The organism is Alistipes sp. An116, from assembly GCF_002161005.1.
Taxonomy (GTDB): domain Bacteria; phylum Bacteroidota; class Bacteroidia; order Bacteroidales; family Rikenellaceae; genus Alistipes; species Alistipes megaguti.
Window position 1 is genome coordinate 102085 of sequence record NZ_NFLR01000004.1, and the last position, 25403, is coordinate 127487.

Here is a 25403-nt window from a genome sequence, read left to right on the forward strand (position 1 = left end):
TTTGGGGCTGGAAAAACGACACCGAAAAGACCTCCGTCGATGAAAAACAAGGATATCTTCACCTTCCGGGATGCCGAGAAGCAGGTGGGGCCGGTGGCCTTCACGACGATGCTCAAACCCGCGGGCTCGACCTGCAACCTCGACTGCCACTACTGCTACTACCTGGACAAGGCCGTGCAGTACGGCGGCCGGCAGGCCGTCATGAGCGACGAACTGCTCGAACGCTACATCCGCCAGTATATCGAGGCCAACGAGGTCGATACGGTGCAGTTCTGCTGGCACGGCGGCGAGCCGCTGCTGCTGGGAATCGATTTCTACCGGAAAGCCATGGCCCTTCAGGAAAAGTATGCCGACGGCAAGCGGATCGAAAATACGCTGCAGACCAACGGCACGCTGGTCGACGAGGCGTGGTGCGAACTCTTCGCCGCGAACAACTTTCTGGTGGGGATCTCGCTCGACGGTCCGCAGGATATCCACGATGCGTTCCGCGTGACGAAGGGCGGTCGGCCGACCTTCGAACGGGTCATGCAGACGATTTCGATGTTCCGGCACGGCGGCGTGGAGTACAATACGCTGAGTGTCGTGAACCGGCTGTGCGAGGGGCGTGGCGCGGAGATTTACCGCTTTTTCCGCGACGAGGTGCACAGCCGTTACATGCAGTTCCTGCCGGCCGTCGAACACGTCGTCGACGTCGAGGGTTTCCACCGCCCGCTGATCGTTTCGCCCGAGCGCGAGGGGGCGCGGCTGGCCGAATGGTCCGTGACGGCCGGGGGATACGGCCGCTTCCTGTGTGATATTTTCGACGAATGGGTTGTGAGCGACGTGGGGCGTACCTTCGTGCAGATGTTCGACGCCACGCTGGCGCAGTGGTGCGGCGTGCAGCCGGGGGTCTGTTCGATGGGCGAGACGTGCGGCGACGCGCTGGTCGTCGAGCACAACGGCGACGTCTACTCGTGCGACCATTTCGTCTACCCGGAATACCTGCTGGGCAACATCCGCGAGACGACCCTTGCGGAGATCTACCGCTCGAAGAAGCGCCGCGACTTCGGCCTGGCGAAGCGCAACGCGCTGCCGGCCGAATGCCTGCGCTGCAAATACTACTTCGCCTGCCGGGGCGAGTGCCCGAAACACCGCTTCGAGACGGGCGCGGACGGCTGCCGCAAGAATTCGCTCTGCGAGGGGCTGTTCCGCTACTTCCGCCACGTGGAGCCCTATATGGATTACATGCGCGATCTGCTGTCCAGACAGCAGTCACCGGCGTGGGTCATCCCCTTTGCCCGCAAGCGGATGGGGCTGATGTGACCCGGGCCTTCGGGAGTCGGTCCGGAATCGAAAAGGGCGCCTCTTCACACCGAAGAGGCGCCCTTTGTACGTGCAGGTCCTGTAAGCCGGGTTCTGTTCCCGGAGCGAGCCCCGGGCCTCTGTCATTTATCTACGACGGCAGTCACCTGCCGCCTCCAGCAACCTACCCCCCGGCATCGGGCGAGCAACCCTTAATTGCCGGTATACACGGTCTTGCAACCCACGGGACGTACGGCCGGACGACATCACTGCCTCCGCGGTGGGCTCTTACCCCGCCTTTTCACCCTTACCGGTCGGAAATTCCGGATCGCGGGCACCCCTCCCTGCGGGACGGGGCCTTGCCCGGACGCCTTTACCGGCGGTTATTTTCTGTTACGCTCCCATGACCTCACGGCCATCAAGTCGTTAGCTTGCGTGGTGCTCTGCGTTGCCCGGACTTTCCTCCCCCGGCCGACGGCCGGCAGCGACAGAGCGGACCTGCGGGGCAAAGATAGGGATTTTTCGGGGAATTCCTGCGGCGGAACGTGCTCTTTTCGCCTTTTGCCTTTCGTCTGCATTGGTCATGTTGGACCAATCGCTTCCCAGCGCCGACTCGATGTCGATCCAGGTTCCCGCTCCGCCATCGAGGAAGAGCCGGTTCTCCATGTGCCCCCGGTCATACTTCATGTCGAACGAGAGCCCCAGGGCCGGAACCGGCGTATAGGCGGCCGGTTTCTGGTTTTTCGGAAAATTTGATGTATCTTAGCGGAAAAACGAGCCATCATGCATCACTCCGAACTGCAATTCATCCCCTTCCGCTCGCGGCAGGACCGGTCGTGGTCCGAAGCCTGGGCCCTTTACGAAGCCTCGTTTCCCGCCTGCGAACGCTGGGACGCTTCGTCCTATGACCGGGCTTTCGCCGATCCGGCCTTCGAAGCCGACGCCATCCTCCTCGACGGAGCCTTCGTCGGGCTGCTCTTCCACTGGACGTCCGACGGATTCCACTACGTCGAGCACCTGGCCGTGTCGCCGCATCTGCGCGGGCAGCATCTCGGATCGCGGGCCCTGGAGGCCTTCTGCCGCGACCGGCGGGTCATTCTGGAGATCGATCCGCCCGAGGATACGGTCTCGATCCGCCGGCTGCACTTCTACGAACGGCTGGGCTTCGTCGCCAATCCCTACAATTACGTCCATCCTTCGTACCGGAGTCCGTTCCATCCCCACCGTCTGGTGTTGATGAGCCGTCCCGAGCCGCTCACCGACCGGGAAGCGCGCCGCTTCGCCGACTTCATCCGCGGGCACGTGCTGAGCTACTCCGATCACGAGAATCCCGCACTGCCGCGCATCGACTGAACGGCGGCAGCAGGGGGTACGGCCACAAAAAAAGTCCGGCAGACTCTCTGTCGGACTTCTCGCGATTTGCGCAGTGGTGCGGGGCCGCCTACATCATTCCGACGACCCACTTCGTGAGGAAGTAGCCCCCCACGACGAGCCATACGTAGAGCAGCCCGGCCAGTACGAAGGGTTTGGCACCCGCCTGGCGGAACTTGTCGAGGCTCGTCTCGGTGCCCAGTGCCGTCATGGCCATCGTCAGCATGAAGGTGTCGATGTATTCGATCGTGCCGTTGAGCGGGATCTCGCGCACGCTCTCCACGCCGCACCAGTGCTGCAGCAGCGAGTTGAGACAGATGACGGCGATGAATCCGAAGGCGAACCACGGAATCGTGATGCGGCTCTTTTCGGCCTTGGCGCCCTCGGCAACGGCGGCGGCATCCTCCCGGCGGCGTCCGGCCAGCGCCAGACTCATCACCACCAGCACCGGAGCCAGCATCATCACGCGGATCATCTTCGTGATGGTGGCCGTGCCGGCAATGCCCAGCGAGTCGGTCGGGTCCATGGCGTTGCCCGCCCCGGCGACGTGGGCCACCTCGTGGAGCGTGCTGCCCGTGTAGATGGCCACGCCCGTATCCGAGAGTCCGTCGAGCATTCCCGTGCGGTACATGATCGGGTAGAGGAACATCGAGAGGGTTCCGAAGATAACCACCGTCGAGACGGCGATGGCGGTCTTGTAGCCTTCGCACTTGACTACGGGTTCGGCGCCCAGCACGGCGGCCGCACCGCAGATGGCGCTTCCCGTGGAGGTCATCAGCGCCGTGTCGCGGTCGATCTTCAGCAGACGGCCCAGCAGTACGCCGCCGAGGATCGTCACCACAACCACCACCAGGTCGACGGCCACGGCCGGAACGCCCACGGCGGCCACCTGAGCCAGCGTCAGACGGAAACCGTAGAGGATGATACCCCAGCGCAGCACCTGTTTCGTGCAGAACTTGATGCCCGGGACCCACGTTTCGGGGAGTTTGTTGCGCAGGCTGTTGGCATAGAGCATGCCCAGCACGATACCGACGATCAGCGGGCTGAACGAGAGCCGCTTGACGATGGGGAAGCTGGCGATATAGAACGCCGCGAACGAGAACAATGCGATCAGCAGAATGCCGTGGAGGGTGTTTGCCCGATTGCCTTTTTCCAACATGCGATAACTTTTTCTTTTTCCGGCCGCAAAGATCGCATCTTTTATCGAGATACCAAACAAGTGGGAGTTATCTTTGATAACTTCAGGTTATAACGAGGTCGAACAGAACGGACAAAGGCCGGAAGCGGAGCGATTTGCCGGGACGAAAACAGGCGTCGTGGTGAGGCGGTTTTGCCGGGACGGCCGGTTCGTGCTGGACGGGGACTCGAGAGGTGGAAGAACCGGGCGATCCTTCAGAGGTTTGCCAGAGCGAACTCCATGAACTGGCGCACGAGCCGCACCGGATGGGCCTCGCTGTGGACGAAGACGAAGTCGCGCAGCAGCGTGAGACCCTCCAGATCGACGATCCGCAGCGCACCGCTGCGCAGTTCGTCGACCACCGAGAAGGCCGAGACGATGGCCATGGCGTCGCTGTTGCGCACGAAGCCCTTGATTCCCTCGGTCGACCCCATCCGCATGACGACGTGCAGCTGCGAGAGGCGGATGCCCCGTTCGGCCAGCGCCGCGGAGATTACCTCGAGGGTCCCCGAGCCGTTTTCGCGCAGCACCAGCGGGATGCGGCACAGCGCCTCGGGAGTTACCGTCTCGGTGCGGGCGTAACGCCCTGCGGGACGCGCCACCAGCACCAGTTCGTCGGGTCGGAACAGCGTGTAGTGGAGACCCTGTCGGCGGCTGACGCTCTCGACCAGCCCCAGGTCGATCCGATGGTCGTCCAACGCCTGTTCGACCTGACCGCTGTTGCCCGAGAGGAGCGAGAGGCGCACCTTCGGGAAGCGGGCCGTAAAGCGCGCCAGAATCGGCGGCAGGAGGTATTGTGCAATGGTTGTACTGGCTCCGAGGCGCAGTTCGCCCTCGGTCTGGCCCGTGCAGAGGCTCATTTCGTACTCCAGACGGCGGTAGTCGTCGGCCACGCGTTCGGCCGCGTCGAGCAGCGTACGGCCTGCGTCGGTGAGTTCCAGCCGGCTTCCCCGGCGGGTGAAGAGCTGCACTTCGTAACGGGCCTCCAGTTCGCCGATGTGTTTGCTGACGGCCGGCTGCGAGATGTCCAGCTGCTCGGCCGTGCGTGTGAAGCTCAGCGTCCGGGACGCCGTGATGAAGACCCTGAGGCGGAAGTCGTCCATGGCCGTCAACCCAGATGGCCTTCGGCGGCAAACTCCGCCACGGAGCGAATGTAGTGGTCGATCGTCTCGCGCATCGAGACGAACGACTTGCCGCCGGCGGCATTCTTGTGGCCGCCGCCGTTGAAGTATTTGCGGGCGAAGAGGTTGACGTCCACGTCGCCGCGCGACCGCAGCGAGACGCGGATGAACTTGCGGTGGGCCAGGAACATGGCCGACATCTTGACCGACTTGATCGTCAAGGCATAGTTGACGAAACCCTCGCTGTCACCCTGCTGGAACTGGAAGCGGCGCATCTCACCTTCGAGCAGCGACATGTAGGCCACCGTGCCGTTCTGGATGATCTGCATCTTGCGGTTGATGGCGTAGCCGAACAGGCGGGCGCGGCCTTCGGTGTAGGCGTTGTAGACGTTGTTATGGATCGTGGGGATGTCGATCCCCTTCTCGATGAGGACGGCCACGGCGCGGAACAGTTCGGGCGTAAGGAACGAGAAGGCGAAGTTGCCCGTATCGGTCATCATGCCGACGTAGAGCAGTTCGGCCATGCTGCGCGTGATGGCCTGCGTACCGCACAGCGCCTCGATGATGGTGTAGACCAGGAAGCAGGTGCTCGACGAATCGGGGTGTGAGAAGGCCAGGTTGAAGCCTTCGGTCGGCGAGAGGTGGTGGTCGATCAGCACCCGCACGGCCGAGGTGTTCTCCTCGATGGTCTGGCTGAGGTTTTCGAGCCGCGAGATGGCGTTGAAATCCAAACAGAAGAGGATGTCGGCCTCGGCCACGGCCCGTGCTGCCCGGCCTTCGGTATCGGTCTTGAAGACCACGACTTCGGCGATGCCGGGCATCCAGTCGAGGAAGTAGGGGTACTTGTTCGGGACGATGCAGGTGACCGAGTGTCCCATTTCCCGCAGCACTTCGGCCCAGGCGAGCGACGATCCGACGGCATCCCCGTCGGGGTTGGTATGAGACAGGATGACGACATGCTGTGCGGGGCGTGCAAGCAGTTCCCGCAGGCGTATGATATGCTCTTTCGACAGTTCCATCGGAGTTACGCGTTGGTGGGTCCGGCAAAGATACAAAAAAAGAGAGACATAGCAAACCGACTTCCGATTCGGGGTGTTCCGCCGCCTGTCGGGCTTCCGGGATTCCGCTCCACGATGGAGCCCTGGAGCCTTCTGCCGGGGATCGGGAGGGCATGGAGCCGGGGAGCCGCTGTTGCACGGGTTTTCACGTCGGGTTTCTGTCCCGAGTCGATCCACTCCAGGGCCAGGGCCGTCAGACCGTCGTCGTGGTTGACATCGTCCTGCGCGGCAACGTCCAGGAGAATCCTCTCCAGAAACGCCTGGTAACCGAGCGCATAATCGGGTGTCACCTGCTTCACGGCATCGTTCCCCAGGTAATTCCCCTTCATGTAGTCGAACATCCACTCCTTGAGCTCCTGTTCGCTTCCGAGCGTGATCTCCGTTTCGTCATTGCTGTGCGGAGTCTTCCCGGCGGGCCTGATCGGTGCATCCCGCACCGGTCAGTAGCATCAGCAGTGATGTTCCCCGGATGAGCTTTTTCAGCAGGGTGTTTTCCGTCATTTCGAGGATTGTTTTGTCGGTTTGTCATCGGTCGTGCGCCTCTTCTGCGCGGAGGCATGCCACCGGCACCACGCCGCAATGCCGCACTCCGTGCACTTCGGGGCCCGCGCCGTGCAGACGTAACGCCCGTGAAGGATCAGCCAGTGGTGGGCAATGGGCAGCAACGGCCCGGGGATGTTTTTTTCGAGGGTCAGTTCGGTCTGCAGCGGGGTTTTCGAACGCGTCGTCAGTCCGATGCGCTCCGAGACGCGGAAGACGTGCGTGTCGACCGGCATCACCTGCTTCTGCCACAGTACGGCTCCCAGCACGTTGGCCGTCTTGCGGCCAACGCCCGGCAGGGTCTGCAGCGCTTCGAGATCGCTCGGCACCTCGCCGCCGAAATCCGCGCAGAGCTTGCGTGCCATGGCGGCCAGATTGCGCGCCTTGTTGTTCGGGTAGGAGATGCTGCGGATGTAGGGGAAGATCTCCTCGGCCGAGGCGGCGGCCATGGCCTGCGGCGTGGGGAAGGCCTCGAACAGCGCCGGGGTGGTCATGTTGACCCGCTTGTCGGTGCACTGCGCCGAGAGAACCACGGCCACCAGCAGCTGGTAGGGGTTTTCGTAGTGGAGTTCGCTCTCGGCCACGGGCATGTGCTCCGAGAACCAGGCGATGATGCCTTCGTAACGTTCCTTGGTTGTCATGGTTTTCTGGTTTTATGACGTCGGAAGAGGATCTTCTTGACCAGCAGCCCCGGCCCTTCGGGACAGAGCAGCAGCCGCGGACAGCGGCGCACGTCGCTCCACCAGCGCGTCAGATACTCGCCGACGCTCCCCTCCCACGAGAGGACCCACAGCGCCACCGACGAACGGCGCCGCAGGATGCGGAAGCGGTTGCGCCCCGTGCCGTAGTGCCGCTCGAACCAGAGGCTGATCTCCATGAGCGAGTCGCAGAAGGCGATCCGCCGGCGATAGGCCGTGCTGTGGCTCACGCTGTCGGGCAGGCGGCGGTGGACCGCCGTGATCTCGGGCAGAAAGGCGATGCGGCTGCGGACCGAGAACCAGAGCCACATCGGTGCATCGTCGGTCATCCATTCGGGATGCTCCTCGGGGCGCACCTCCGCATAGTAGCGGGCGATCAGCTCGCGGCGGGCCAGCGTGGCGCAGTTGGCGATGGTCAGGCTGCAGAGCAGGTGGTCGAAATCGGTGTAATGCTGCGGATGGTCGGGTTCCGTGCGGTCGTCGGCCTGCCAGTAGTTCGAGGCCCGCGTGTAGCACATCCCGCAGCCGGGGTCCGCCTCCATCCGTTCGACCTGCTGCTGCAGCTTCGAGGGGTCGCACCACCAGTCGTCGCCGTCCAGATAGGCGACATACTCTCCGCGGCACGCCTCGAAGGTGCGTCGGTAGTTGGCCCGCCAGCCGACGTTTTCGTCCGAGGTCACCAGTCGGATGCGCTCCGGATAGCGGGCGGCGTACGTCATGCAGATCTCCCGCGTGGAGTCCGTGCTGCAGTCCTCGCCCAGCACCAGTTCGACGCCGAACGTCGTGTGCTGTTCGAGGACGCTCTCGATGGCGCGGGCCAGATATCGCTCGTGGTTGTAGGTGGTCATGCAGACCGACACCAGCGGCGTTTGTGATGCCGGGGCCGCCGGGGTTGCCGGGGTTGTCGGGGCCGCCGGGGTTGCCGGGACCGCCGGGGTTGTCGGGATTGTCGGGGCCGCCTCCGTTTGCCGTATCTTCTCCTCCATGGGTTTCAGAGTTTGGTCAGTTTGGCGAACTTCGCCAGCAGGGTCTTCTCGCCCGCATTGTCGAAGCGCACCACCAGTTTGTGATCCGTCGCCAGGGTCTCGATGCGCTCGACGATGCCGACGCCGAACTTCGGGTGTTCGACCCGCTGCCCCACGACATATCCGCCCGTCGGGGCGCCGCCTGCGGGGGCTCCCGCATCGGCTGCCGCGGCCGGCCGCACGCCGACACGCCGCATCCCCTCGGTCGAGGTGCGCAGCGGCTCGACCAGTGCCGGGTCGGGACGTCCCGACGGTCGCTGCGGCTGCGTGGCCCGGGCAAAGTGGCGCGCCGGGCCCGATTCGCCCTCCGGCCGCGTGCCGCAGGTACTGCGCGAGGCTCCGTACCCGCCGCCGAAGCCCGCCCGCCGGGCTTCCGATCCGCCGCCATAGCCTCCGCCGCGGCCGTAGGAGCCCGACGTGCCCGAGGGGGCGCCTCCGCTGCGGCCGAAGCCGTTCGGCGCTCCGCTGCCGGGGCGCAAGCCCTGGCGCTGCTGCTGGAAACGGTAGTCAAAGCGGCGGCGCAGTTCGTCGATGGCCGACGAGCCGTCGCTGCCGGGACGGCGCTCCTGCTCCTCGTCGGGGTCCGCCTCATACTCGACGTAGCGCGGGTCGATCTCGCGCAGGAAGCAGCTCGGACGCGAAAACTCCATGTTGCCCCACTTGAAGCGCATCTCGGCATAGGAGATCGTCGCCGAGACCTTGGCCCGCGTCAGCGCCACGTAGAACAGGCGCCGCTCCTCCTCGATGCCGTCGGGCGACTCCGCCGCACGTTGCGAGGGGAAGAGGTTCTCCTCCATGCCGACGATATAGACATATTTGTATTCAAGCCCCTTGGCCGAGTGGACCGTCATCAGGGTTACCTTGTTGCTGCTCTCGGGGTCGTCCTTGTCCATGTCCGACATGAGCATCATGTTCTGCAGCCACTCCTCGACCGTCGCCTCGTCCTCGGGTTGGCGTTCGCCGTTGCGGATCTCGGCGTCGCAACGCTCCTTGAACTCCTGCATCGAGTTGAGCAGCTCCTCGATGTTGTCCAACGCCGAAGTCGCCTCGGGGGTGTTCTCGGCGCGGTAGGCGGCGATGATCCCCGAACGGGTGGCCACCTCCAGACCGAAGTCGTAGAGGCTCTTGTCCGCCCGCGAGAGCGACAGCGAACGGATCATCCCGACGAACTCGGTCACCTTGCGGGCGATGGCCCGCTGCACGGTGTCGGTCGTCGGCCGGGCCGCCAGCGCGTCGACCGCCTCCCACATCGAGACGCCGTGTGCGGCGGCCAGATCGGCGATCCGCTGCACGGTCGTGTCGCCGATGCCGCGCGCCGGGTAGTTGACGATGCGGCGGAAGGCCTCGTCGTCGCGCGGGTTGATCACCAGCCGGATGTAGGCCATCATGTCCTTGATCTCCTTGTGGTCGTAGAACGACGAGCCCTTGTAGATGCGGTAGGGGATTCCGTGGCGGCGGAGGTTGTCCTCCAGTACGGCCGACTGGTTGTTCGTGCGGTAGAGGATCACCGCCTCGGACCACTCGTCGCCTGCGGCGCGCACCTTGTCGCGCAGGTCCGAGACCACCATCTCGGCCTCCTCGCGGTCGGTGTAGGCCTTCAGGATGCGGATCTTCTCGCCGCGGGGTCCTTCGGAGAAGCAGTTCTTCTCCATGCGCTTCGAGTTGTGGACGATGACCGAGTTGGCCGCCTCGACGATCGTGCGCGTCGAGCGGTAGTTCTGCTCCAGCTTGAAGACCTGTGCATCGGGGTAGTCGTTGCGGAACGAGAGGATGTTCTCGATCTTTGCCCCGCGGAACGAGTAGATCGACTGCGCGTCGTCGCCCACGACGCACACCTTCGAGTGGTGCTGCGACAGCCGCCGGATGATGACATACTGCGCGTAGTTGGTGTCCTGGTACTCGTCGACCAGAATGTACTGGAACAACTCCTGGTAGCGGGCCAGCACGTCGGGGCAGTCGCGCAGCAGGATGTTGGTCTGCAGCAGCAGATCGTCGAAGTCCATCGCGCCGTTGTGCTTGCAGCGCTGGCAGTAGGTGTTGTACAGATGGCCGAATTCGGGGATCTGCATCTGCCGGTCCTCGGCCGCCAGCGACGCGTTGGCCAGATAGGTCCCCGGGGTAATGAGCTTGTTCTTGGCCAGCGAGATGCGCGAGGCGATCGAGGCCGGCTTGTACCGTTCGTCCGGGAGGTTCATCTCGCGGATGAGAGTCTTGAGCAGGTTACGGCTGTCCGACGAGTCGTAGATGGTGAACGACTCCGAGAATCCGATCCGTTCGGCATTCTCGCGCAGGATGCGTGAAAAGACCGAGTGGAACGTTCCCATGCGGATGTATCGGCTGCGGTTGTCGGGCAGCATTCCGGCAATGCGTTCGCGCATCTGCTCGGCGGCCTTGTTGGTGAAGGTCAGCGCCAGGATGTTCCACGGCTTGACCCCCTGTTCGATCATGTAGGCGATGCGCGAGGTGAGCACGCGGGTCTTTCCGGAGCCCGCCCCCGCTATGATGAGTGACGGCGAGTCGTAGTTGACGACCGCCGCCCGCTGGGCCGGATTGAGCCCCTGCAGTATCGGTGATTCGTTGGATTCCATGACCGCAAAGGTAATAAGAATTCGACGAAGAATTTTCCCTCAGGGGTCACTATTTCTTTCCGCGGGGCGGGGTGTGCCGGAATGCAGCCGCAGCTCCCGGTGCGCCACTCCGACTCCCTCCCCCCCCCTCGCCCGAAGCCGGATGTCCCGGACCTCCGCCACCGCCCTCCCCGCCCGGCCGCCCCGCACAACCGGCGGCTCTCATCCGGCAGGCGCCCGAGCCACACCCGGATCCCCGCCGAAAAACGGGGCTCCGAAGGAATATTTTTCGAAGAAAATAATAACTTTGCATCCGAATCGTTAAAACTTTTGCAACGACACCCTCAGCACCCGTTCTTCCGCTGCGATCGGGAGCTTCCGCAACACCCCGTGCCGGGAGGACCCCGAGCGGTCCCGGCCGCAGTGCGCTCGCGACGGCTTCGGCGCCTCCCGGACAGGGCGGCCGGAACAGGTTCTCCGGGGTCCTGCATGACGGATCCAGAACAAACAACGAACATACATAAAAGACAATGAGCGAAGTCATCAACATCAAGGAACTCAACGAGCGCATCGAACGCGAATCGGTATTCGTCGACACGCTGCGCACCGAAATGGGCAAGGTCATCGTGGGTCAGAGCCATCTGATCGACACGCTGCTGATCGGTCTGCTCTCCAACGGCCACATCCTCCTGGAGGGTGTCCCGGGACTGGCCAAGACGCTGGCCATCACGACGCTGGCCAAGGCCGTCGACGCCGATTTCTCGCGTATTCAGTTCACCCCGGACCTGCTGCCTGCCGACCTGATCGGTACGCTGATCTACTCGCAGAAGAGCGAGGATTTCGTGGTCCGCAAGGGCCCGATCTTCGCCAACTTCGTGCTGGCCGACGAGATCAACCGTTCGCCGGCCAAGGTGCAGTCGGCGCTGCTCGAGGCCATGCAGGAGCGTCAGGTGACCATTGGCGACAACACCTACCCCCTGCCGCAGCCCTTCCTGGTGCTGGCCACGCAGAACCCCCTCGAACAGGAGGGTACCTATCCGCTGCCCGAGGCACAGGTCGACCGTTTCATGCTCAAGGCCAGGATCTCCTATCCCAAGAAGCAGGAGGAGCGCGACATCGTGCGCATGAACCTCTCGGGAGCCGGCATGCCCCAGGTCAACAAGGTCATTACGCCGGAGGATATCGTCAAGGCCCGCCGGGTGGTCGAGGATGTCTACATGGACGAGAAGATCGAGAAGTACATCGTCGACATCATCTTCGCCACGCGTGAACCGGCCGAGTACAACCTGCAGAAGCTCCAGAACCTGATCGCCTACGGCGGTTCGCCGCGTGCGTCGATCTCGCTGGCCAAGGCCGCCCGTGCCTACGCCTTCATCCGGCGCCGCGGGTACGTCATTCCGGAGGATGTGCGCGCCGTTTGCCACGACGTGCTCCGCCACCGTATCGGACTGACCTACGAGGCCGAGGCCGAGAACATCACCACCGAGGAGATCATCACCGATATCCTGAACAACGTAATCGTGCCCTAATGATGCAGGAGAGCGAGAACGATATTCTCAGACGCGTCCGCAAGATCGAGATCAAGACCCGGGGTCTGTCGAACGAGATCTTTGCCGGAAAGTACCATACGGCTTTCCGCGGACGGGGCATGTCGTTTTCCGAGGTCCGCGAATACCGCGCCGGAGACGACGTGCGCGACATTGACTGGAACGTCACGGCCCGTTCGCGCAAACCCCACATCAAGGTCTACGAGGAGGAGCGCGAACTGACGATGATGCTCGTGGTCGACGTCTCGGGCTCGCGCATGTTCGGCTCGACCGACCGTCTGAAGAAGAACATCATCACCGAAATCGCCGCCGTGCTGGCCTTCTCCGCCTCGCAGAACAACGACAAGGTGGGGTGCATCTTCTTTTCGGACCGTGTCGAGAAGTTTATCCCCCCGAAGAAGGGGCGCAGCCACATCCTGATGATCATCCGCGAGCTGATCGGCTTCCAACCCCAGTCCACGGGGACGAAGCTCTCGGAGCCGATCCGCTTTCTGACGAACGTCAACAAGAAGCACTGCACGACCTTCATCCTCTCGGACTTCATGGATTCGTCGGACGACCGTGCGGCGCTGGACGATGCGCTGAAGATCGCCGGCAGCCGCCACGATCTGGTCGGCATCCGGGTCTACGACCCCCGCGAGACGGAGCTTCCCGACGTGGGGATCGTCGAGCTGCGTGACGCCGAGAGCGGGCGCAAGGTCTGGGTCGACACCTCGTCGCGTGCCGTGCGCGACCACTATGCCGCCTCGTGGCGCGAGCTGAGCGAGCGGATCGACTCCACGCTCAAACACAACCGCATCGATACGGCTACGATCTCCACCGACGGCGATTACGTCGCCGAACTGATGAAACTTTTCAAACAGCGATGAAACGTCTCTCAACCATAGCCCTGTTTGTCGGGCTGACCCTTGCGGGCGGCTCGTTGCGGGCACAGAATATGCCCGTCGTCACGGCGCACATCGAGCCCGACAGCATCATGATCGGCGACCGCTTCGACTACGTCATCGACGTGGAGAAGGACCTGGTCCAGGTGGTCGACTTTCCGGTTTTCGACCCCCGCGACGGCAAGCTCGAACTGGTCGAGAGTCTCCCCGTGGATACGCTCGAACGCGACGGGCGGCACCTCCGGCTGCGCAAACGCTACCGTCTGGCGGCCTTCGACGAGGGCAAGTACAACCTCGGCGTGGCCCAGGTGCTCTATGCCGACAAGAATATCCTCGATACGCTCCGCAGCCGTGATTCGCTCTATCTGGAGGTGGCGACCTTCCAGATCGACTCCACCTCGCAGTCGATCTACGACCTCAAGGGGCAGAAGACGCTTCCGTTCCGGCTGAGCGAGATCCGGGGCTACCTGCTGTGGGGGCTTCTTGTCCTGCTGATTCTGGCGGCCGGGGCGTGGGGGCTTCACCGCTGGCTGGCCAAACACGGCAAGGGATTCGGCGATCTGTTCAAGCCGGCGCCGCCGCTGCCGCCGCACGTGGCCGCCATCCAGGCCCTCGAGGCGCTCCACAACCAGAAACTCTGGCAGAACAACCGCCACAAGCAGTACTATTCGGGTCTGACCGACATCCTGCGCACCTACATCGCCGGACGGTGGGGAATCGGTGCCATGGAGATGACCTCCGACGAGATCATCGCGGCGATGCGCGGTGAGGAGCTTCCGGACAAGGCCCGCCGGGATCTGGAGTCGATCCTGCGCGACGGTGATCTGGTGAAGTTTGCCAAGGCGACGCCCGATGCCGAGCAGAACGAGTCCGACTATCTGAAGGCCTACTATTTCGTCGAGGAGACCAAGCTCGTCGAGGAGACGACGGTCCAGCCGCCGGAGGATCCGATGCAGAATTAAACGCAACAACGATGTACAGAATACTATCCATTACCTTCGTTCTACTCTTTGCGGCGGCCGGTGTGCAGGCGCAGCAGCTGCCCGAGCGTTCGCTCGTGCGCAAGGGTACGCGGCAGTACAACAAGGGGGAGTACGAAACGGCGATCCAGCGTTACGAGGCGGCGCTGAAGGCCGCACCGGGGCTGTTCGAGGCGACATACGACCTGGGCAACGCCCTCTACAAGGCCGAGCGTTTCGACCGTGCCGAGCAGACCATGCAGCAGGCCGCGGCCGACACGCTGCGCAGCGACACGGAACGTGCCGAAGCCTTCTACAACCTCGGCAACGCCCAGTTCAAACAGAAAAAGTACCAGGAGGCGCTCGAGAGCTACAAGCAGTCGCTGCGTCTGAATCCTGCGGACATGGAGACCAAGTACAACTACGCCTACACCAAGCGGCTTCTGGACCAGAACCAGAACGGCGGCGGAGGCGGCAATGACCGGAACCAGAATCAGGATCAGCAGCAGAACAGGGATCAGAATCAGGGTCAGAACCAGAATCAGGGCCGGAACAAGGATCAGCAACAGCAGCAGAATCCGCAGCAGCAGAACCCGGGCAAGGATCAGCAGCAGAACCAGCCGCAGAATCCGAACGGGAATCCCGACCAGAATGGCGAGCAGAAACCCGGCGAGGGTCAGCCGACGCCTTCGGGCATCTCGCCGCAGGAGCAGGAGCAGATGCTCGACGCCATCCAGGCCCAGGAGGACAAGACGCAGGAGAAGCTCAAGGAGAAGGCCAAGGGCGTGGTGGTTCGCGGCCGGAAAAACTGGTAAAAACGTTTGTAGACTATGCATTTCGCTTCACCCCATTATCTATGGCTGCTTGTGCTGCTCGTGCCGATGGTCGGCTACTACGTGTGGCGGACGCTGCAGGGCGGTGCGGCCATTCAGATCTCGACCGTCCGGGGCGTCGCGGGGGCTCCGCGCACGGTGCGCTACTACCTGCGGCATCTGCCCTTCGTGCTGCGCGCCGCGGCCTTTTCGCTGCTCATCGTGGCGCTGGCCCGGCCCCAGGATGTCGAAGAGAACGTCTCGACCAACACCGAGGGCATCGACATCATGCTGGCCATCGACGTCTCGGCCTCGATGCTGGCCCGCGACTTCCAGCCCGACCGCATCACGGCGGCCAAGGAGGTGGCCGGATCGTTCATCGCCGACCGCTACGGCGACCGCATCGGACTGGTGGCCTTCGCCGCCGAGGCCTTCACGCAGAGCCCGCTGACCACCGACCAGAGTACGCTGCAGACGCTGCTGGCGCGGATCCGCAGCGGCCTGATCGACGACAGCGGTACGGCCATCGGCAACGGTCTGGCCACGGCCATCAACCGCCTGCGCGAGAGCGACGCCAAGTCGAAGGTTGTCATCCTGCTGACCGACGGTGTGAACAACCGCGGACAGATCACCCCGATGACCGCCGCCGAGATTGCCCGGGCACAGAACATCCGCGTCTATACGATCGGAGTGGGTTCGATGGGTACGGCCCCCTATCCGGCCGTGGACATGTTCGGCAACATCACCTTTGTGCAGCAGAAGGTCGAGATCGACGAGAAGACCCTTCAGGCCATGGCCGAGATGACCGGCGGCAAGTATTTCCGCGCTACGGACAACGAAAAGCTCAAGGCCATCTACGACGAGATCAACCAGCTGGAGAAGAGCAAGGTCGAGGTTTTCGAACACGTCGCCTATCACGAACAGTTCCTCGGCTGGGTGCTGGGTGCGCTGGCTCTGCTGCTCGTGGAGTTCCTGTTGTCGAATCTCGTTCTGAAACGTATTCCGTAAAAAGCATCCGTCATGTTTCGTTTTGCCAATCCGCAATATCTCTGGCTCCTGGTTGTGCTGCCCGTGATGGTGGCGCTCTTCTGGCTTGCGGCCCGCAGCCGCCGCAGGCGGATCGCACGCTTCGGTCATCCCGACGTGCTGCAGGAGCTGATGCCCGAGGTCTCGACCGGCCGTGTCACGCTGCGCTTTCTGTTGCTGCTGGGGGCGGTTCTGTGTCTGATTCTGGCCGCGGCGCGTCCCCAGTTCGGGTCGAAACTCCGCGAGGAGAAGACCCAGGGGATTGAAATGATGCTCGTGGTCGACGTCTCGAATTCGATGCTGGCCGAGGATTTCGAACCCAACCGGCTCGAACGGACGAAATACGCCATCGGCAAACTCTTCGACGGCCTCGAGCAGGACCGTGTCGGGCTGGTGGTCTTCGCCGGCGAACCGAAGGTCCAGCTGCCGATCACCTCGGACTACCGCATGGCCAAGGCCTTTGCCCGGAGGATCGATCCCTCGCTGGTCTCCGAACAGGGCACGGCTATCGGCAAGGCCCTGGAGCAGGCTTTGCTGTCGTTCTCGGGCGACACGGAGCAGAACCACGGACGGGTCATCATCCTGATCACCGACGGTGAGAACCACGAGGACGACGCCCTGGCCGTGGCCGAACGGGCTGCTCGGCAGGGGGTGAAGATCTTCACGATCGGCATCGGCACCCCCGAGGGTGCGCCGATCCAGATCGACGGCGAGTTCATCAAGGACGAGAAGGGCGAAATGGTCGTCTCGAAGCTCAACGAGGAGATGCTGGCCAAGATCGCCGACATCACGGACGGCGCCTATGTGCGCGCCACGAAGCAGTCGATCGGTCTGGACGAGATCGTCAAGGCGATCAACGACATGGAGCAGACCGAACTGTCGACCATCCGTTTCGAGGAGTTCAACGAGCAGTATCAGTACCTGCTCATCGCGACGCTTGTCCTGCTGCTGGCCGAGTTTGTGATGCTCGACCGCCGCAATCCGCTGCTGGCCCATCTGAATATCTTCCGGGAGAAGAAGTAGTCCCGCACGAAAAGGGGGAGTGCCACACACATGCGCTGCGGTACTCCCTTTGTAGGTTGCCATAAGCCGTAAAATCCGAAATCATGACCCTTACGGATACCCCTGCGGCCCGCATCGAGGCGTTGGCCGCCGCCCAGAAAGCCTGGTTCCGCACGGGCGCCACGCGCCCGGAGAAGTTCCGCCGCACGATGCTGCGCCGGCTCGATGCCGCTCTGGTCAACTGGGAGGGTCGCCTGTGCGACGCCCTGTGGCAGGATCTGCACAAGTCGCACGAGGAGGCCATCCTCACCGAGCTGAGCATCATCCGCAGTGAAATCCGCCAGCATCTGCGCCACCTGCGCGAATGGATGCGTCCCGAGCGGCGACCGACCCCGATGAAGCTGCAGCCGGCGCGGAGCCGCATCGTGGCCGAACCGTTGGGGCAGGCGCTGATCGTTGCACCGTGGAACTACCCCGTGCAGCTGCTGCTCAATCCGCTGGTGGGGGCCATCTCGGCGGGCTGTACCGCCGTGCTGAAGCCTTCGCCCCGCACGCCGCACGTGGCCCGCGTGCTGGAGGGGCTGATTGCGGAGATCTTCGACGAGGAGTATGTGGCCGTGGTGCAGGGCGGACGCGAGGTCAACACGCAGCTCTTCGCCCGGCGCTGGGACGTGATCTTCTTCACGGGGAGCCCGGCCCTCGGACGTGTCGTGATGCGGGCCGCGGCGGAGCACCTCACTCCGGTAGTCCTCGAACTGGGCGGCAAGAGCCCCTGTATCGTCGACCGCGGGGCCGACCTGCGGATTGCGGCGCGGCGCATCGCCTGGGGGAAGAGCCTCAATGCGGGTCAGACGTGCGTGGCTCCCGACTACGTGCTGATCCACCGTACGCTGCGCGACGACTTTGTCCGGGCCTTTGCCGACGCCGTCAGACAGTTGCACGGCGAGGATCCCCGCCGCAGTCCGCACTATGCGCGGCTGGTCGACGAACGGGCCTACGAACGGGTGGCCGGTTACCTGACGCGGGGGCGGATCCTCTTCGGCGGGGAGACCGATGCCGCGGAACGCTACATCGCCCCGACGCTCTTGGGTGATGTCGATCCCGAATGGCCGGTCATGCAGGAGGAGATTTTCGGCCCGGTGCTGCCCGTATTGATCTTCGGGACGACGGACGAAGCGGTGGAGTTCGTCACGACGCGTGAGAAGCCCCTGGCACTCTATTATTTCGGCCCCGAGGAGACGGGACGGGAGATTCTGGCGCGCACGACCTCGGGCGGAGCCTGTCTGAACGATACGGTCATGCACATTGCCAACGATCATCTGCCGTTCGGCGGTGTGGGCAACTCGGGCATGGGACGTTATCACGGTCGGGAGAGTTTCGAGGCCTTTTCGCACCGGCGTTCGATGCTGGAGGTTTCAGGGCGCATCGACCTGCCGTTCCGCTATCCGCCCTACCGGCTCTTCCGCTGGGTGCGAAAGATGCTCTGATGCGTCTCTGCGGGGCGATCTCTGCGGGGCGTTTTCCGCTCTGCCGAAGCGGTATGCGACATTGCCGCGGATGTATCCCGTGCGGGTGAATCCCGCCTCGGAGGCGGCGGCCTTGTTCGGGCGGTTGCGGAGCCCGGTCAGACGATCGACCGGAACCCTCCGCCCGGCCGGACGGGCTCTCTTTTGCCGGAAAGCGGCTGCCGGTTAGGGTGTTTGCCGGGGCGGAGTTTTGTGCGGACGTTTTTTTTGGTTACTTTTGCGTCGGAAACGTTGACCTGAACCTTTATGACTCCGAAGAAAGTATCTCCCCTTGCATGGGTCCCGACGGCCTACTTTGCCATGGGATTGCCCTTCATCATGCTCAGCCTGGTGGCCCCGATCATGTTCAATGATTTCGGGATCAGCGATGCGCAGGTGGCCTTCTGGACCTCGCTGCTGATTCTTCCGTGGTCGTTGAAGCCCTTCTGGAGTCCGCTGCTGGAGATGTACCGCACGAAGAAGTTCTTCGTCGTGGCGACGCAGCTGCTATCGGGCGTATCGCTGGCGCTGGTGGCCATGGCGCTTCCGCTGCCGAACTTCTTCCCCTATGTGGTGGCGATCATGGCGGTGCTGGCCTTCAGCGGCTCGACCCACGACATTGCCCTCGACGGCCTCTACATTCACGAACTCACCCCCACGCAGCAGGCACAGTATATCGGCTGGCAGGGGGCCTTCTACAACATTGCCAAGGTGACGGCCATGGGCGGTCTGGTCTATCTGGCGGGCGTTCTCGACGAACATTTCGGATCGCTCTACGCCTGGATGATCATCATGGGGGCGAGCGGAGCGCTGCTCTTCCTGCTGGGCATCTACCACCTGCGGATCCTCCCCTCGGGCGGAGCCGCCACGGTGCAGGCGGGGGGCAATCTGCGCTCGACGATGCGCGAGACGTGGGAGGTCTTCCGGCTCTTCTTCCGCAAACGCTACATCTGGATCTATATCGCGTGGATTGTCTTCTACCGCTTTGCCGAGGGGTTGGTCATCAAGATCGTGCCGCTGTTCCTCAAGGCGCCGATTGCCGACGAGGGGCTGGCGCTGACCAAGAGCCAGATCGGACTCTACTACGGCACGTTCGGAGTGGCGGCCTTCGTCATCGGGTCGATTCTCGGCGGATACTTCATCTCGTGGCGCGGACTGAAGCGGGCGCTCTTCCCGCTGTGCTGCATCTTCAACGTGCCGTTTGCGGTCTATGCGCTGCTGGCATGGCTGCAGCCCTCCAATCCGGTGATGGTCTGCGCGGCGATCGTCTTCGAATATTTCAGCTACGGCTTCGGTTATGTCGGCCTGACGCTCTTCATCATGCAGCAGGTGGCTCCCGGCAAACACCAGATGGCCCACTATGCCTTCGGTACGGCGCTGGCCAACCTCGGCGTGATGCTTCCGGGCATGATCAGCGGTGTGATCAGCGATGCCGTCGGCTATCGGGCCTTCTTCCTGTGGTCGCTGCTGGCCACGATCCCGGCCTTCATCCTCACGTGGGTGGTTCCTTTCTCGCACGACCCCGAAAAGGAGGCGCAGGAGCAGGCGGCCGAAGAGCAGGCATAGTCTCCGAGATACGGAAAACGTATGGCAACGGCCCGGAATCTGTTTCCGGGCCGTCGCTTTTTTTGGAGGGGGACATTACCGCCCGCCGTCTCCGCAGGGAGGGAAGAAGGGACCCCGCTGCCGGACTCTGTTGTCGACCTCTCCCCGTGTCTATTTGCCGAGGGGCTCGAAGGTCACGGCACACCCTCCGTCGGGGGCCATGACGATGCGCAGCGAATCGGCCGAGGTCAGCTGCCGTTCCTCGATGCGATAGGCGGTGCGGAGCTCCGAGGCGGGGTCGTCGGCGTAGATGCGGGCCGTGTAGGTCACCCCGGGTCGGAGGAACCGGAGGGGCTGGACGACGGTCCGTGCCTCGGCATTGGTGCCGGCGCCGAGGAAGTAGCGTTCGCCGGCGCGGCGGGCCACGACGATCCAGTCGCCGATCTCGCCCTGCAGTGCCTCGGACCAGTCGCAGTCGGCGTCGAAGTCGCGGAAGAAGCGGAAGGCCGGATGCCCCTCGTAGTTTTCGATCAGATCGGCGGCCATCTGCAGCGGCGAGTAGATGATCACCCAGTTGGCGATCTGGCGGGCGAGCGTCGTCTTGATCGAGCAGCGGGAGTTGTCGCCGTTCCACTGGATGCGTCCCGGATCGGCCTTGGCGCGGTCGTAGTAGATGTCGAAGATGCCGGGCGTGTAGTCCATCGGGCCGCTCAGCAGCCGCACGAAGGGCAGCGTGCAGAGATACTCCGAAGAGTTGCCCTCGGACCAGGCGTTCCACTCCATGCCGCGGGCCCCTTCGCGGGTCATCATGTTGGGCCACGTGCGGCGGATGCCGGTCTCCTTGATCGGCTCGTGGACGTCGAGCATGATGCCGTACCTGGCGGCCAGCTCCACGACGCGCTGGTAGTGCTGCACGCCGTACTGCGAATGGTGGAAGTATCCGTCCCTGAATCCGCCGGCATAACCCGTCTTGAGGGTGTGGATGCCCAGTTCGGCATAACGCTTCATGGCCCGTTCCATCTGAGCCTCGTAGTCGGGGATGTTGCCTCCGGTCTCGTTGTGCATCCAGAGTTCGACGCCCTTGTCACGTGCGTAGCGGGCGATGCGCTCCAGATCGAAATCGGCGTAGGGTTCCACGTAGTCGAACTGCTGGTTCCCGCCCCAGTTTTCCCAGCCGCGGTTCCAACCCTCGAACAGCACGCCCTGGATGTTGTTCGCGGCGGCGAAGTCGATGTGGCGCAGGGCATTCTTGGTCGTGGCGCCGTGGCGCGGGCCCTGGGTCCAGACCTGCGTGCCGAGGTGCATGCCCCACCAGACGCCGACGTACTTCTGGGGCCGGATCCACGAGGTGTCGTCGATCTTTGAGGGCTCGTTCAGATTCAGGATCAGCGCCGAATTGATCAGATCGACGGCCCGGCGGCCGATCTGCAACGTCCGCCACGGGGTGACGAAACACCCCTTGACGCGGGCCTTCACGCCGTCGGGCAGCGGGGCCAGTTCGGCCTTGAACGAAAGCGGACCCTCGCGCAGCAGATGCATCTCGGGAAAGTCGTAGAGCGCCGCCTCGTGGATCGAACCATAGAGTTCGCCGAGGTGGAACGTGAAGGGGGTGTTGGCCCGTTCGACGGCCGACAGGGGCTGCTCGCGATAGGGGAGTTCGTAGGTTTCATAGCTGCCGTCGATGCTCCACGAGAGGCCGTCCTGTGCAAAGCGGAGTGTCGTGTGTTCGTCGGTGATTCGGAGCGAGTCGGCCGGCGTGCGGTATTCGTAGCGGAATCCCAGTCCGTCGTCGAACAGACGCACGCGCACGGTGAGTGCGACCCCTTCGGGATTCTGCATCGTCACGGCCGTTTCGTTGTGATGGTCGCGGATCCGGCGGTTTTCGCCCCAGGGCTGTGTCCAGGTCACGTCGAGCGACTGCCGCTCGACGTGTTCGACCGTAAATCCCGAGGCAAGGTTGACGCCGTCGGCCTCGAGCCCCAGCCGCGGGGCTTCGAGAAGCGGGCTCCCGTCGACGTCGATCCTTAGGGCGGGGACTCCCCGCTCGTCGAGCGAGAGTTGAGCCCGGATGCGGCCGTCGGGCGAAGTGGCGGAGGTGTCGTGCGAGCAGGACGAGAGGGCGACGGCAGCGCCGAGCATCGCCTGCAGAAGCGTCTTTTTCTTCATGTCGTGGCTGGTTAAGGGTCCGTTGGGTTTTGGCGCGTTCGGAAGACCGGATCCGCCGTTTTCGGAGTCGTCTGTCCGGACGCTTTACAAAGGTAGTAAAATGGGCGGATCGGACAAAACGCTTCCGGGCTTTGGATTCGGTTTTATTTCGTAACGGGACAGGGCGATTTTGCGCTTTCGGGTTCTGGAAGAAACGAAGGAGTGACTTTTTGTCCACAAACTGCCTCAGAAGCCCTTTTGGATGGCTTTTTTGCCCGGGTCCCGGCGCGACTGATTTTGCTATTTCCAAATTAAACATATAACTTTAAAGCGACAACACCAGATTTTGCCTATTGCCAAATCCTAAAAAACAGGTTGTCGGGACTTTCGCACCCTCTGACGGCCGACAAACATGCCGACTGGTCGGGTTTCGAATCCATCCGGTCGCTGTGGTTCAAGGAACTTCAAATTCAATAATCTAATAATCAATTATTTACAAGCTACAGGAGATGAACAGGAAGTTGATTCTGGCTGTGACGGCGGTACTGCTGGCCTGCAGCCCGTTGCAAGCCGAGCAGATCTGGCCCTTCTCGCGCAAGAAAAAGAAGATGGAGCAGACCGAGAAGGCCGACTCCGTGAAAAAGGAGGACAAGTTCGACAAGGCGGTCAAGGGGGCCCAGAAGGGTTCGGGCCTGTTTGACTACTACGTGACCAGGAAGGGCGAACTGCTGCTGGCCATTACGCCGCGCAACCTGAAGGGCAGCTATCTGCTGGCCAACCGGGTTTCGGAGATCAGTCAGAATACCGATTTTGTCGCCGGGCAGATGCTGGGTGAACCCTTCATGATCCGCTTTTCGGCCGATACGTCGAACGTCTACCTGCACAAGGTGAACCACTGGGCGCGGGTGGCACCGAACGACCCGATCGAGCGTTCGTTCCGCCGCAACGTGCAGGATCCCATCACGCGGACCTTCAAGATCAAGGCGAGCCGCAACGATACGCTGCTCATTGACGTGACGTCGTTCTTCGTTTCGAACGACAAGCTGCTGACGCCGATCCGTCAGAGTCCGATGGTCCCGGGCGAGATGCGAGCGACGTACGACGCCTCGGGATCGAAGCTCAAGGAGGTGAAGGTCTTCGAGAAGAACCTCGAGATTACGAGCATCCTGAACTATTCGACCGAATCGAACGGCTATACGGTGACCGTTCGGCGCTCGATTCTCGAGCTGCCCGAGGAGCCGATGAAGATCCGCTACCAGGACAACCGGGTGGGTTACTTCAGCTCGAAGTTCTACACCTACACCTCGTCGGAGGACAAGCTTCTCACGCATGCGATGATCCACCGCTGGCGCGTGGAGCCCAAGGAGGGCGAGTGGGAGAAGTACTACCGCGGCGAACCGGTCGAACCGGCCCAAAAGATTGTCTTCTACGTCGACAGCGCCTTCCCCGACAAGTGGCGCGATGCGGTCAAGCAGGGCATCGAGGACTGGAACCGGGCCTTCGAGGCGGCCGGCTTCAAGAACGTGGTCGAGGCGCGTGACTATCCCGACGACCCGTCGTTCGATCCGGACGATATCCGCTACAACTGCATCCGCTATGCCGTGACGGACGTGGCCAATGCCATGGGCCCGAGCTACACGGACCCGCGGACGGGCGAAATTCTGGTGGCCGACGTGATCTGGTATCACAACGTCATCTCGCTGGTTCACAACTGGCGTTTCGCCCAGACGAGCGCCGCCGATCCACGAGTGCGCAAGAAGGTCTTCGACGATGACGTGATGCGCGAGTCGCTGCGTTACGTGGCCGCCCACGAGGTGGGCCATACGCTGGGACTGATGCACAACATGGGAGCCAGCTATGCCTTCCCGGTGGATTCGCTGCGCAGCCCGTCGTTCACGCAGAAGTACGGTACGACCCCCTCGATCATGGACTACGCCCGCAACAACTACATTGCCCAGCGGGGTGATTTCGAACGGGGCGTACGGATGGTTCCGCCCGTGATCGGCGTCTACGACATCCACGCCATCAACTGGGGCTACCGCATCTTCGAGCAGACGCGCGATGCGGAGGAGGAGCTTCCGCTGCTCAACGCGCTGATCGCCGCACACAACGACGATCCGATGTACGAGTTCGGCGCACAGCAGATCTTCCTGACGCGCGACCCGACCGACCAGTCGGAGGATCTGGGCAACGACCACATCAAGGCCGGCAACTACGGCATTGAGAACTGCAAGTATATCATTGCGAATCTCTGCCGGTGGTTTGCCGAGGAGAATCGTGACTACAAGGAGATCCAGTCGATGTATTCGGCCGTGATCGGACAGTATACGCGCTATCTGATGCACGTGATGCCCTACCTGGGCGGCGTGGTGTACAAGGATCTGGTACAGGACGGCCGCCCGCTGCGTGCGATGAGCTACCTGCCGCGCGAGCGTCAGAAGGCGGCCATGGATTGGCTGGTGGAGCAGGTGCTCACGGCGCGGTCGTGGCTGCTGCCGCAGGAGATGATGGACAAGCTGGGCCAGCCGTCGACGATTCTTGACAATGCGGCGGCCAGCGTGGCCAACAAGATCTTCAGTCCGGCGACGCTGGGCGGCATCTATCAGGGCGAGCGTTCGGGTCAGGAGGATATCTACCGTGTGGACACTTACCTGAGCGATGCCTATAAGACGGTCTTCGCTTCGGCTCTCCGGGGAGGTTCACTGACCATCGAGGAGATGAACCTGCAGGGTGCGGCCGTTGCGGCGCTGCTCAAGAACAGCGGTCTGACGGGCTCCTCGGGTACGGAGCTGCAGCTGAGCGTCTATGTCGACGGAACGGCTGCGGAAGACGAGTCGATGGCCGCCCTGGCCCGGATGGCCGACGAGGCGCTGCCTCCGTTCATCTGCAACCACCCGGAGTGCAACCACGATCATGCGGCTTCGGCGGGCGAGATCTCCTATTACCGCCACGACATGAAGGGTCCGGCCCTTTCGATGCAGGTCGGGCAGCCGCTCTATACGGCCACGCTGCGCCGCGTGCTGAACCTCTACCGCCAGCGTCGCGGATCGGGCGACAGCCGTACGCGCGATTTCTACGCCTACCAGATTCTGAAGATCGAATCGGCCTTCGAGAATGCGAAATAAGCGATAATGATTCCC

General features: G+C 62.9%; 19 protein-coding genes and 1 other RNA gene. 11 read left to right on the forward strand and 9 right to left on the reverse strand.

Annotation, left to right across the window (positions count from 1 at the left end; translation table 11 throughout):
* The first annotated feature begins 39 nt into the window (after positions 1-39).
* Entirely contained in the window at positions 40-1302 is a 1263-nt protein-coding gene (locus tag B5E60_RS03995; RefSeq protein ID WP_087309598.1) for an anaerobic sulfatase-maturation protein, read from the forward strand.
* A gap of 66 nt (positions 1303-1368) precedes the next feature.
* Here B5E60_RS03995 and rnpB read toward each other — a convergent pair.
* Positions 1369-1785, reverse strand: an RNA gene (rnpB, locus tag B5E60_RS04000) — RNase P RNA component class A.
* Positions 1786-2064: 279 nt separating this feature from the next.
* Between rnpB and B5E60_RS04005 the strand changes: the two genes are divergently transcribed.
* A complete protein-coding gene (locus B5E60_RS04005) occupies positions 2065-2634 on the forward strand; it encodes a GNAT family N-acetyltransferase (RefSeq protein ID WP_087309599.1) in 570 nt (189 codons plus the stop codon).
* An 88-nt stretch (positions 2635-2722) separates the two neighbouring features.
* Here the strand turns inward: B5E60_RS04005 and B5E60_RS04010 are convergent, their stop codons facing one another.
* The 7 genes from B5E60_RS04010 to B5E60_RS04040 all read right to left on the reverse strand — a co-directional run bounded on the left by B5E60_RS04010 (position 2723) and on the right by B5E60_RS04040 (position 10859).
* Positions 2723-3811: a YeiH family protein gene (locus B5E60_RS04010; protein ID WP_087309600.1), complete on the reverse strand. Its 1089-nt coding sequence runs from the start codon at positions 3809-3811 to the stop codon at positions 2723-2725.
* Between the two features lie 233 nt (positions 3812-4044).
* Positions 4045-4932, reverse strand: coding sequence for a LysR family transcriptional regulator (locus B5E60_RS04015; RefSeq protein ID WP_087309798.1), 888 nt, complete (start codon positions 4930-4932; stop codon positions 4045-4047).
* Between the two features lie 5 nt (positions 4933-4937).
* Entirely contained in the window at positions 4938-5969 is a 1032-nt protein-coding gene (locus B5E60_RS04020) for a DHH family phosphoesterase (RefSeq protein WP_087309601.1), read from the reverse strand.
* Between the two features lie 5 nt (positions 5970-5974).
* Positions 5975-6445: a hypothetical protein gene (locus B5E60_RS04025; RefSeq protein WP_087309602.1), complete on the reverse strand. Its 471-nt coding sequence runs from the start codon at positions 6443-6445 to the stop codon at positions 5975-5977.
* A gap of 60 nt (positions 6446-6505) precedes the next feature.
* Complete coding sequence (gene nth, locus B5E60_RS04030; RefSeq protein ID WP_087309603.1) at positions 6506-7189, reverse strand: endonuclease III; 684 nt, start codon at positions 7187-7189, stop codon at positions 6506-6508.
* Entirely contained in the window at positions 7186-8094 is a 909-nt protein-coding gene (locus tag B5E60_RS04035; protein ID WP_087309800.1) for a glycosyltransferase, read from the reverse strand. Before B5E60_RS04035 ends, nth begins: the two co-directional genes overlap by 4 nt.
* Before the next feature lie 143 nt (positions 8095-8237).
* Positions 8238-10859, reverse strand: a complete 2622-nt coding sequence (locus B5E60_RS04040; RefSeq protein ID WP_087309604.1) for a UvrD-helicase domain-containing protein — start codon at positions 10857-10859, stop codon at positions 8238-8240.
* A gap of 509 nt (positions 10860-11368) precedes the next feature.
* Here B5E60_RS04040 and B5E60_RS04045 point away from each other — a divergent pair.
* The 8 genes from B5E60_RS04045 to B5E60_RS04080 all read left to right on the forward strand — a co-directional run bounded on the left by B5E60_RS04045 (position 11369) and on the right by B5E60_RS04080 (position 20139).
* A complete protein-coding gene (locus B5E60_RS04045; protein WP_087309605.1) occupies positions 11369-12367 on the forward strand; it encodes an AAA family ATPase in 999 nt (332 codons plus the stop codon).
* Positions 12368-12369: 2 nt separating this feature from the next.
* Complete coding sequence (locus B5E60_RS04050; protein ID WP_087309802.1) at positions 12370-13254, forward strand: DUF58 domain-containing protein; 885 nt, start codon at positions 12370-12372, stop codon at positions 13252-13254.
* Positions 13251-14231, forward strand: a complete 981-nt coding sequence (locus tag B5E60_RS04055) for a hypothetical protein (protein WP_087309606.1) — start codon at positions 13251-13253, stop codon at positions 14229-14231. Before B5E60_RS04050 ends, B5E60_RS04055 begins: the two co-directional genes overlap by 4 nt.
* 11 nt (positions 14232-14242) lie before the next feature.
* Entirely contained in the window at positions 14243-15043 is an 801-nt protein-coding gene (locus B5E60_RS04060) for a tetratricopeptide repeat protein (RefSeq protein WP_087309607.1), read from the forward strand.
* Between the two features lie 15 nt (positions 15044-15058).
* Entirely contained in the window at positions 15059-16048 is a 990-nt protein-coding gene (locus B5E60_RS04065; RefSeq protein ID WP_087309608.1) for a vWA domain-containing protein, read from the forward strand.
* 12 nt (positions 16049-16060) lie between these two features.
* Positions 16061-17089 carry a VWA domain-containing protein gene (locus tag B5E60_RS04070; protein ID WP_087309609.1) on the forward strand — a complete coding sequence of 343 codons (1029 nt, stop codon included), beginning with the start codon at positions 16061-16063 and terminating at the stop codon, positions 17087-17089.
* An 83-nt stretch (positions 17090-17172) separates the two neighbouring features.
* A complete protein-coding gene (locus tag B5E60_RS04075) occupies positions 17173-18555 on the forward strand; it encodes an aldehyde dehydrogenase (RefSeq protein WP_087309610.1) in 1383 nt (460 codons plus the stop codon).
* Positions 18556-18840: 285 nt separating this feature from the next.
* Positions 18841-20139: an MFS transporter gene (locus B5E60_RS04080; RefSeq protein ID WP_087309611.1), complete on the forward strand. Its 1299-nt coding sequence runs from the start codon at positions 18841-18843 to the stop codon at positions 20137-20139.
* 150 nt (positions 20140-20289) lie between these two features.
* Here B5E60_RS04080 and B5E60_RS04085 read toward each other — a convergent pair whose 3' ends face one another.
* Entirely contained in the window at positions 20290-22284 is a 1995-nt protein-coding gene (locus B5E60_RS04085; protein ID WP_087309613.1) for a glycoside hydrolase family 97 protein, read from the reverse strand.
* A 488-nt stretch (positions 22285-22772) separates the two neighbouring features.
* On the opposite strand from B5E60_RS04085, the gene B5E60_RS04090 reads away from it, so the two are divergent.
* Positions 22773-25388, forward strand: a complete 2616-nt coding sequence (locus B5E60_RS04090; protein WP_087309615.1) for a zinc-dependent metalloprotease — start codon at positions 22773-22775, stop codon at positions 25386-25388.
* The last annotated feature ends 15 nt before the right edge of the window (positions 25389-25403 follow it).

Bases quoted from the DNA above. Each gene is read 5' to 3' on its own strand.
- B5E60_RS04005 (WP_087309599.1), top strand. From the start codon at position 2,065: ATGCATCACTCCGAACTGCAATTCATCCCCTTCCGCTCGCGGCAGGAC.
- B5E60_RS04060 (WP_087309607.1), top strand. From the start codon at position 14,243: ATGTACAGAATACTATCCATTACCTTCGTTCTACTCTTTGCGGCGGCC.
- B5E60_RS03995 (WP_087309598.1), top strand. From the start codon at position 40: ATGAAAAACAAGGATATCTTCACCTTCCGGGATGCCGAGAAGCAGGTG.
- nth (WP_087309603.1), bottom strand. From the start codon at position 7,189: ATGACAACCAAGGAACGTTACGAAGGCATCATCGCCTGGTTCTCGGAG.
- B5E60_RS04055 (WP_087309606.1), top strand. From the start codon at position 13,251: ATGAAACGTCTCTCAACCATAGCCCTGTTTGTCGGGCTGACCCTTGCG.
- B5E60_RS04020 (WP_087309601.1), bottom strand. From the start codon at position 5,969: ATGGAACTGTCGAAAGAGCATATCATACGCCTGCGGGAACTGCTTGCA.
- B5E60_RS04010 (WP_087309600.1), bottom strand. From the start codon at position 3,811: ATGTTGGAAAAAGGCAATCGGGCAAACACCCTCCACGGCATTCTGCTG.
- B5E60_RS04065 (WP_087309608.1), top strand. From the start codon at position 15,059: ATGCATTTCGCTTCACCCCATTATCTATGGCTGCTTGTGCTGCTCGTG.
- B5E60_RS04045 (WP_087309605.1), top strand. From the start codon at position 11,369: ATGAGCGAAGTCATCAACATCAAGGAACTCAACGAGCGCATCGAACGC.
- B5E60_RS04040 (WP_087309604.1), bottom strand. From the start codon at position 10,859: ATGGAATCCAACGAATCACCGATACTGCAGGGGCTCAATCCGGCCCAG.
- B5E60_RS04075 (WP_087309610.1), top strand. From the start codon at position 17,173: ATGACCCTTACGGATACCCCTGCGGCCCGCATCGAGGCGTTGGCCGCC.
- B5E60_RS04085 (WP_087309613.1), bottom strand. From the start codon at position 22,284: ATGAAGAAAAAGACGCTTCTGCAGGCGATGCTCGGCGCTGCCGTCGCC.
- B5E60_RS04090 (WP_087309615.1), top strand. From the start codon at position 22,773: ATGAACAGGAAGTTGATTCTGGCTGTGACGGCGGTACTGCTGGCCTGC.
- B5E60_RS04050 (WP_087309802.1), top strand. From the start codon at position 12,370: ATGCAGGAGAGCGAGAACGATATTCTCAGACGCGTCCGCAAGATCGAG.
- B5E60_RS04015 (WP_087309798.1), bottom strand. From the start codon at position 4,932: ATGGACGACTTCCGCCTCAGGGTCTTCATCACGGCGTCCCGGACGCTG.
- B5E60_RS04080 (WP_087309611.1), top strand. From the start codon at position 18,841: ATGACTCCGAAGAAAGTATCTCCCCTTGCATGGGTCCCGACGGCCTAC.
- B5E60_RS04070 (WP_087309609.1), top strand. From the start codon at position 16,061: ATGTTTCGTTTTGCCAATCCGCAATATCTCTGGCTCCTGGTTGTGCTG.
- B5E60_RS04035 (WP_087309800.1), bottom strand. From the start codon at position 8,094: ATGACCACCTACAACCACGAGCGATATCTGGCCCGCGCCATCGAGAGC.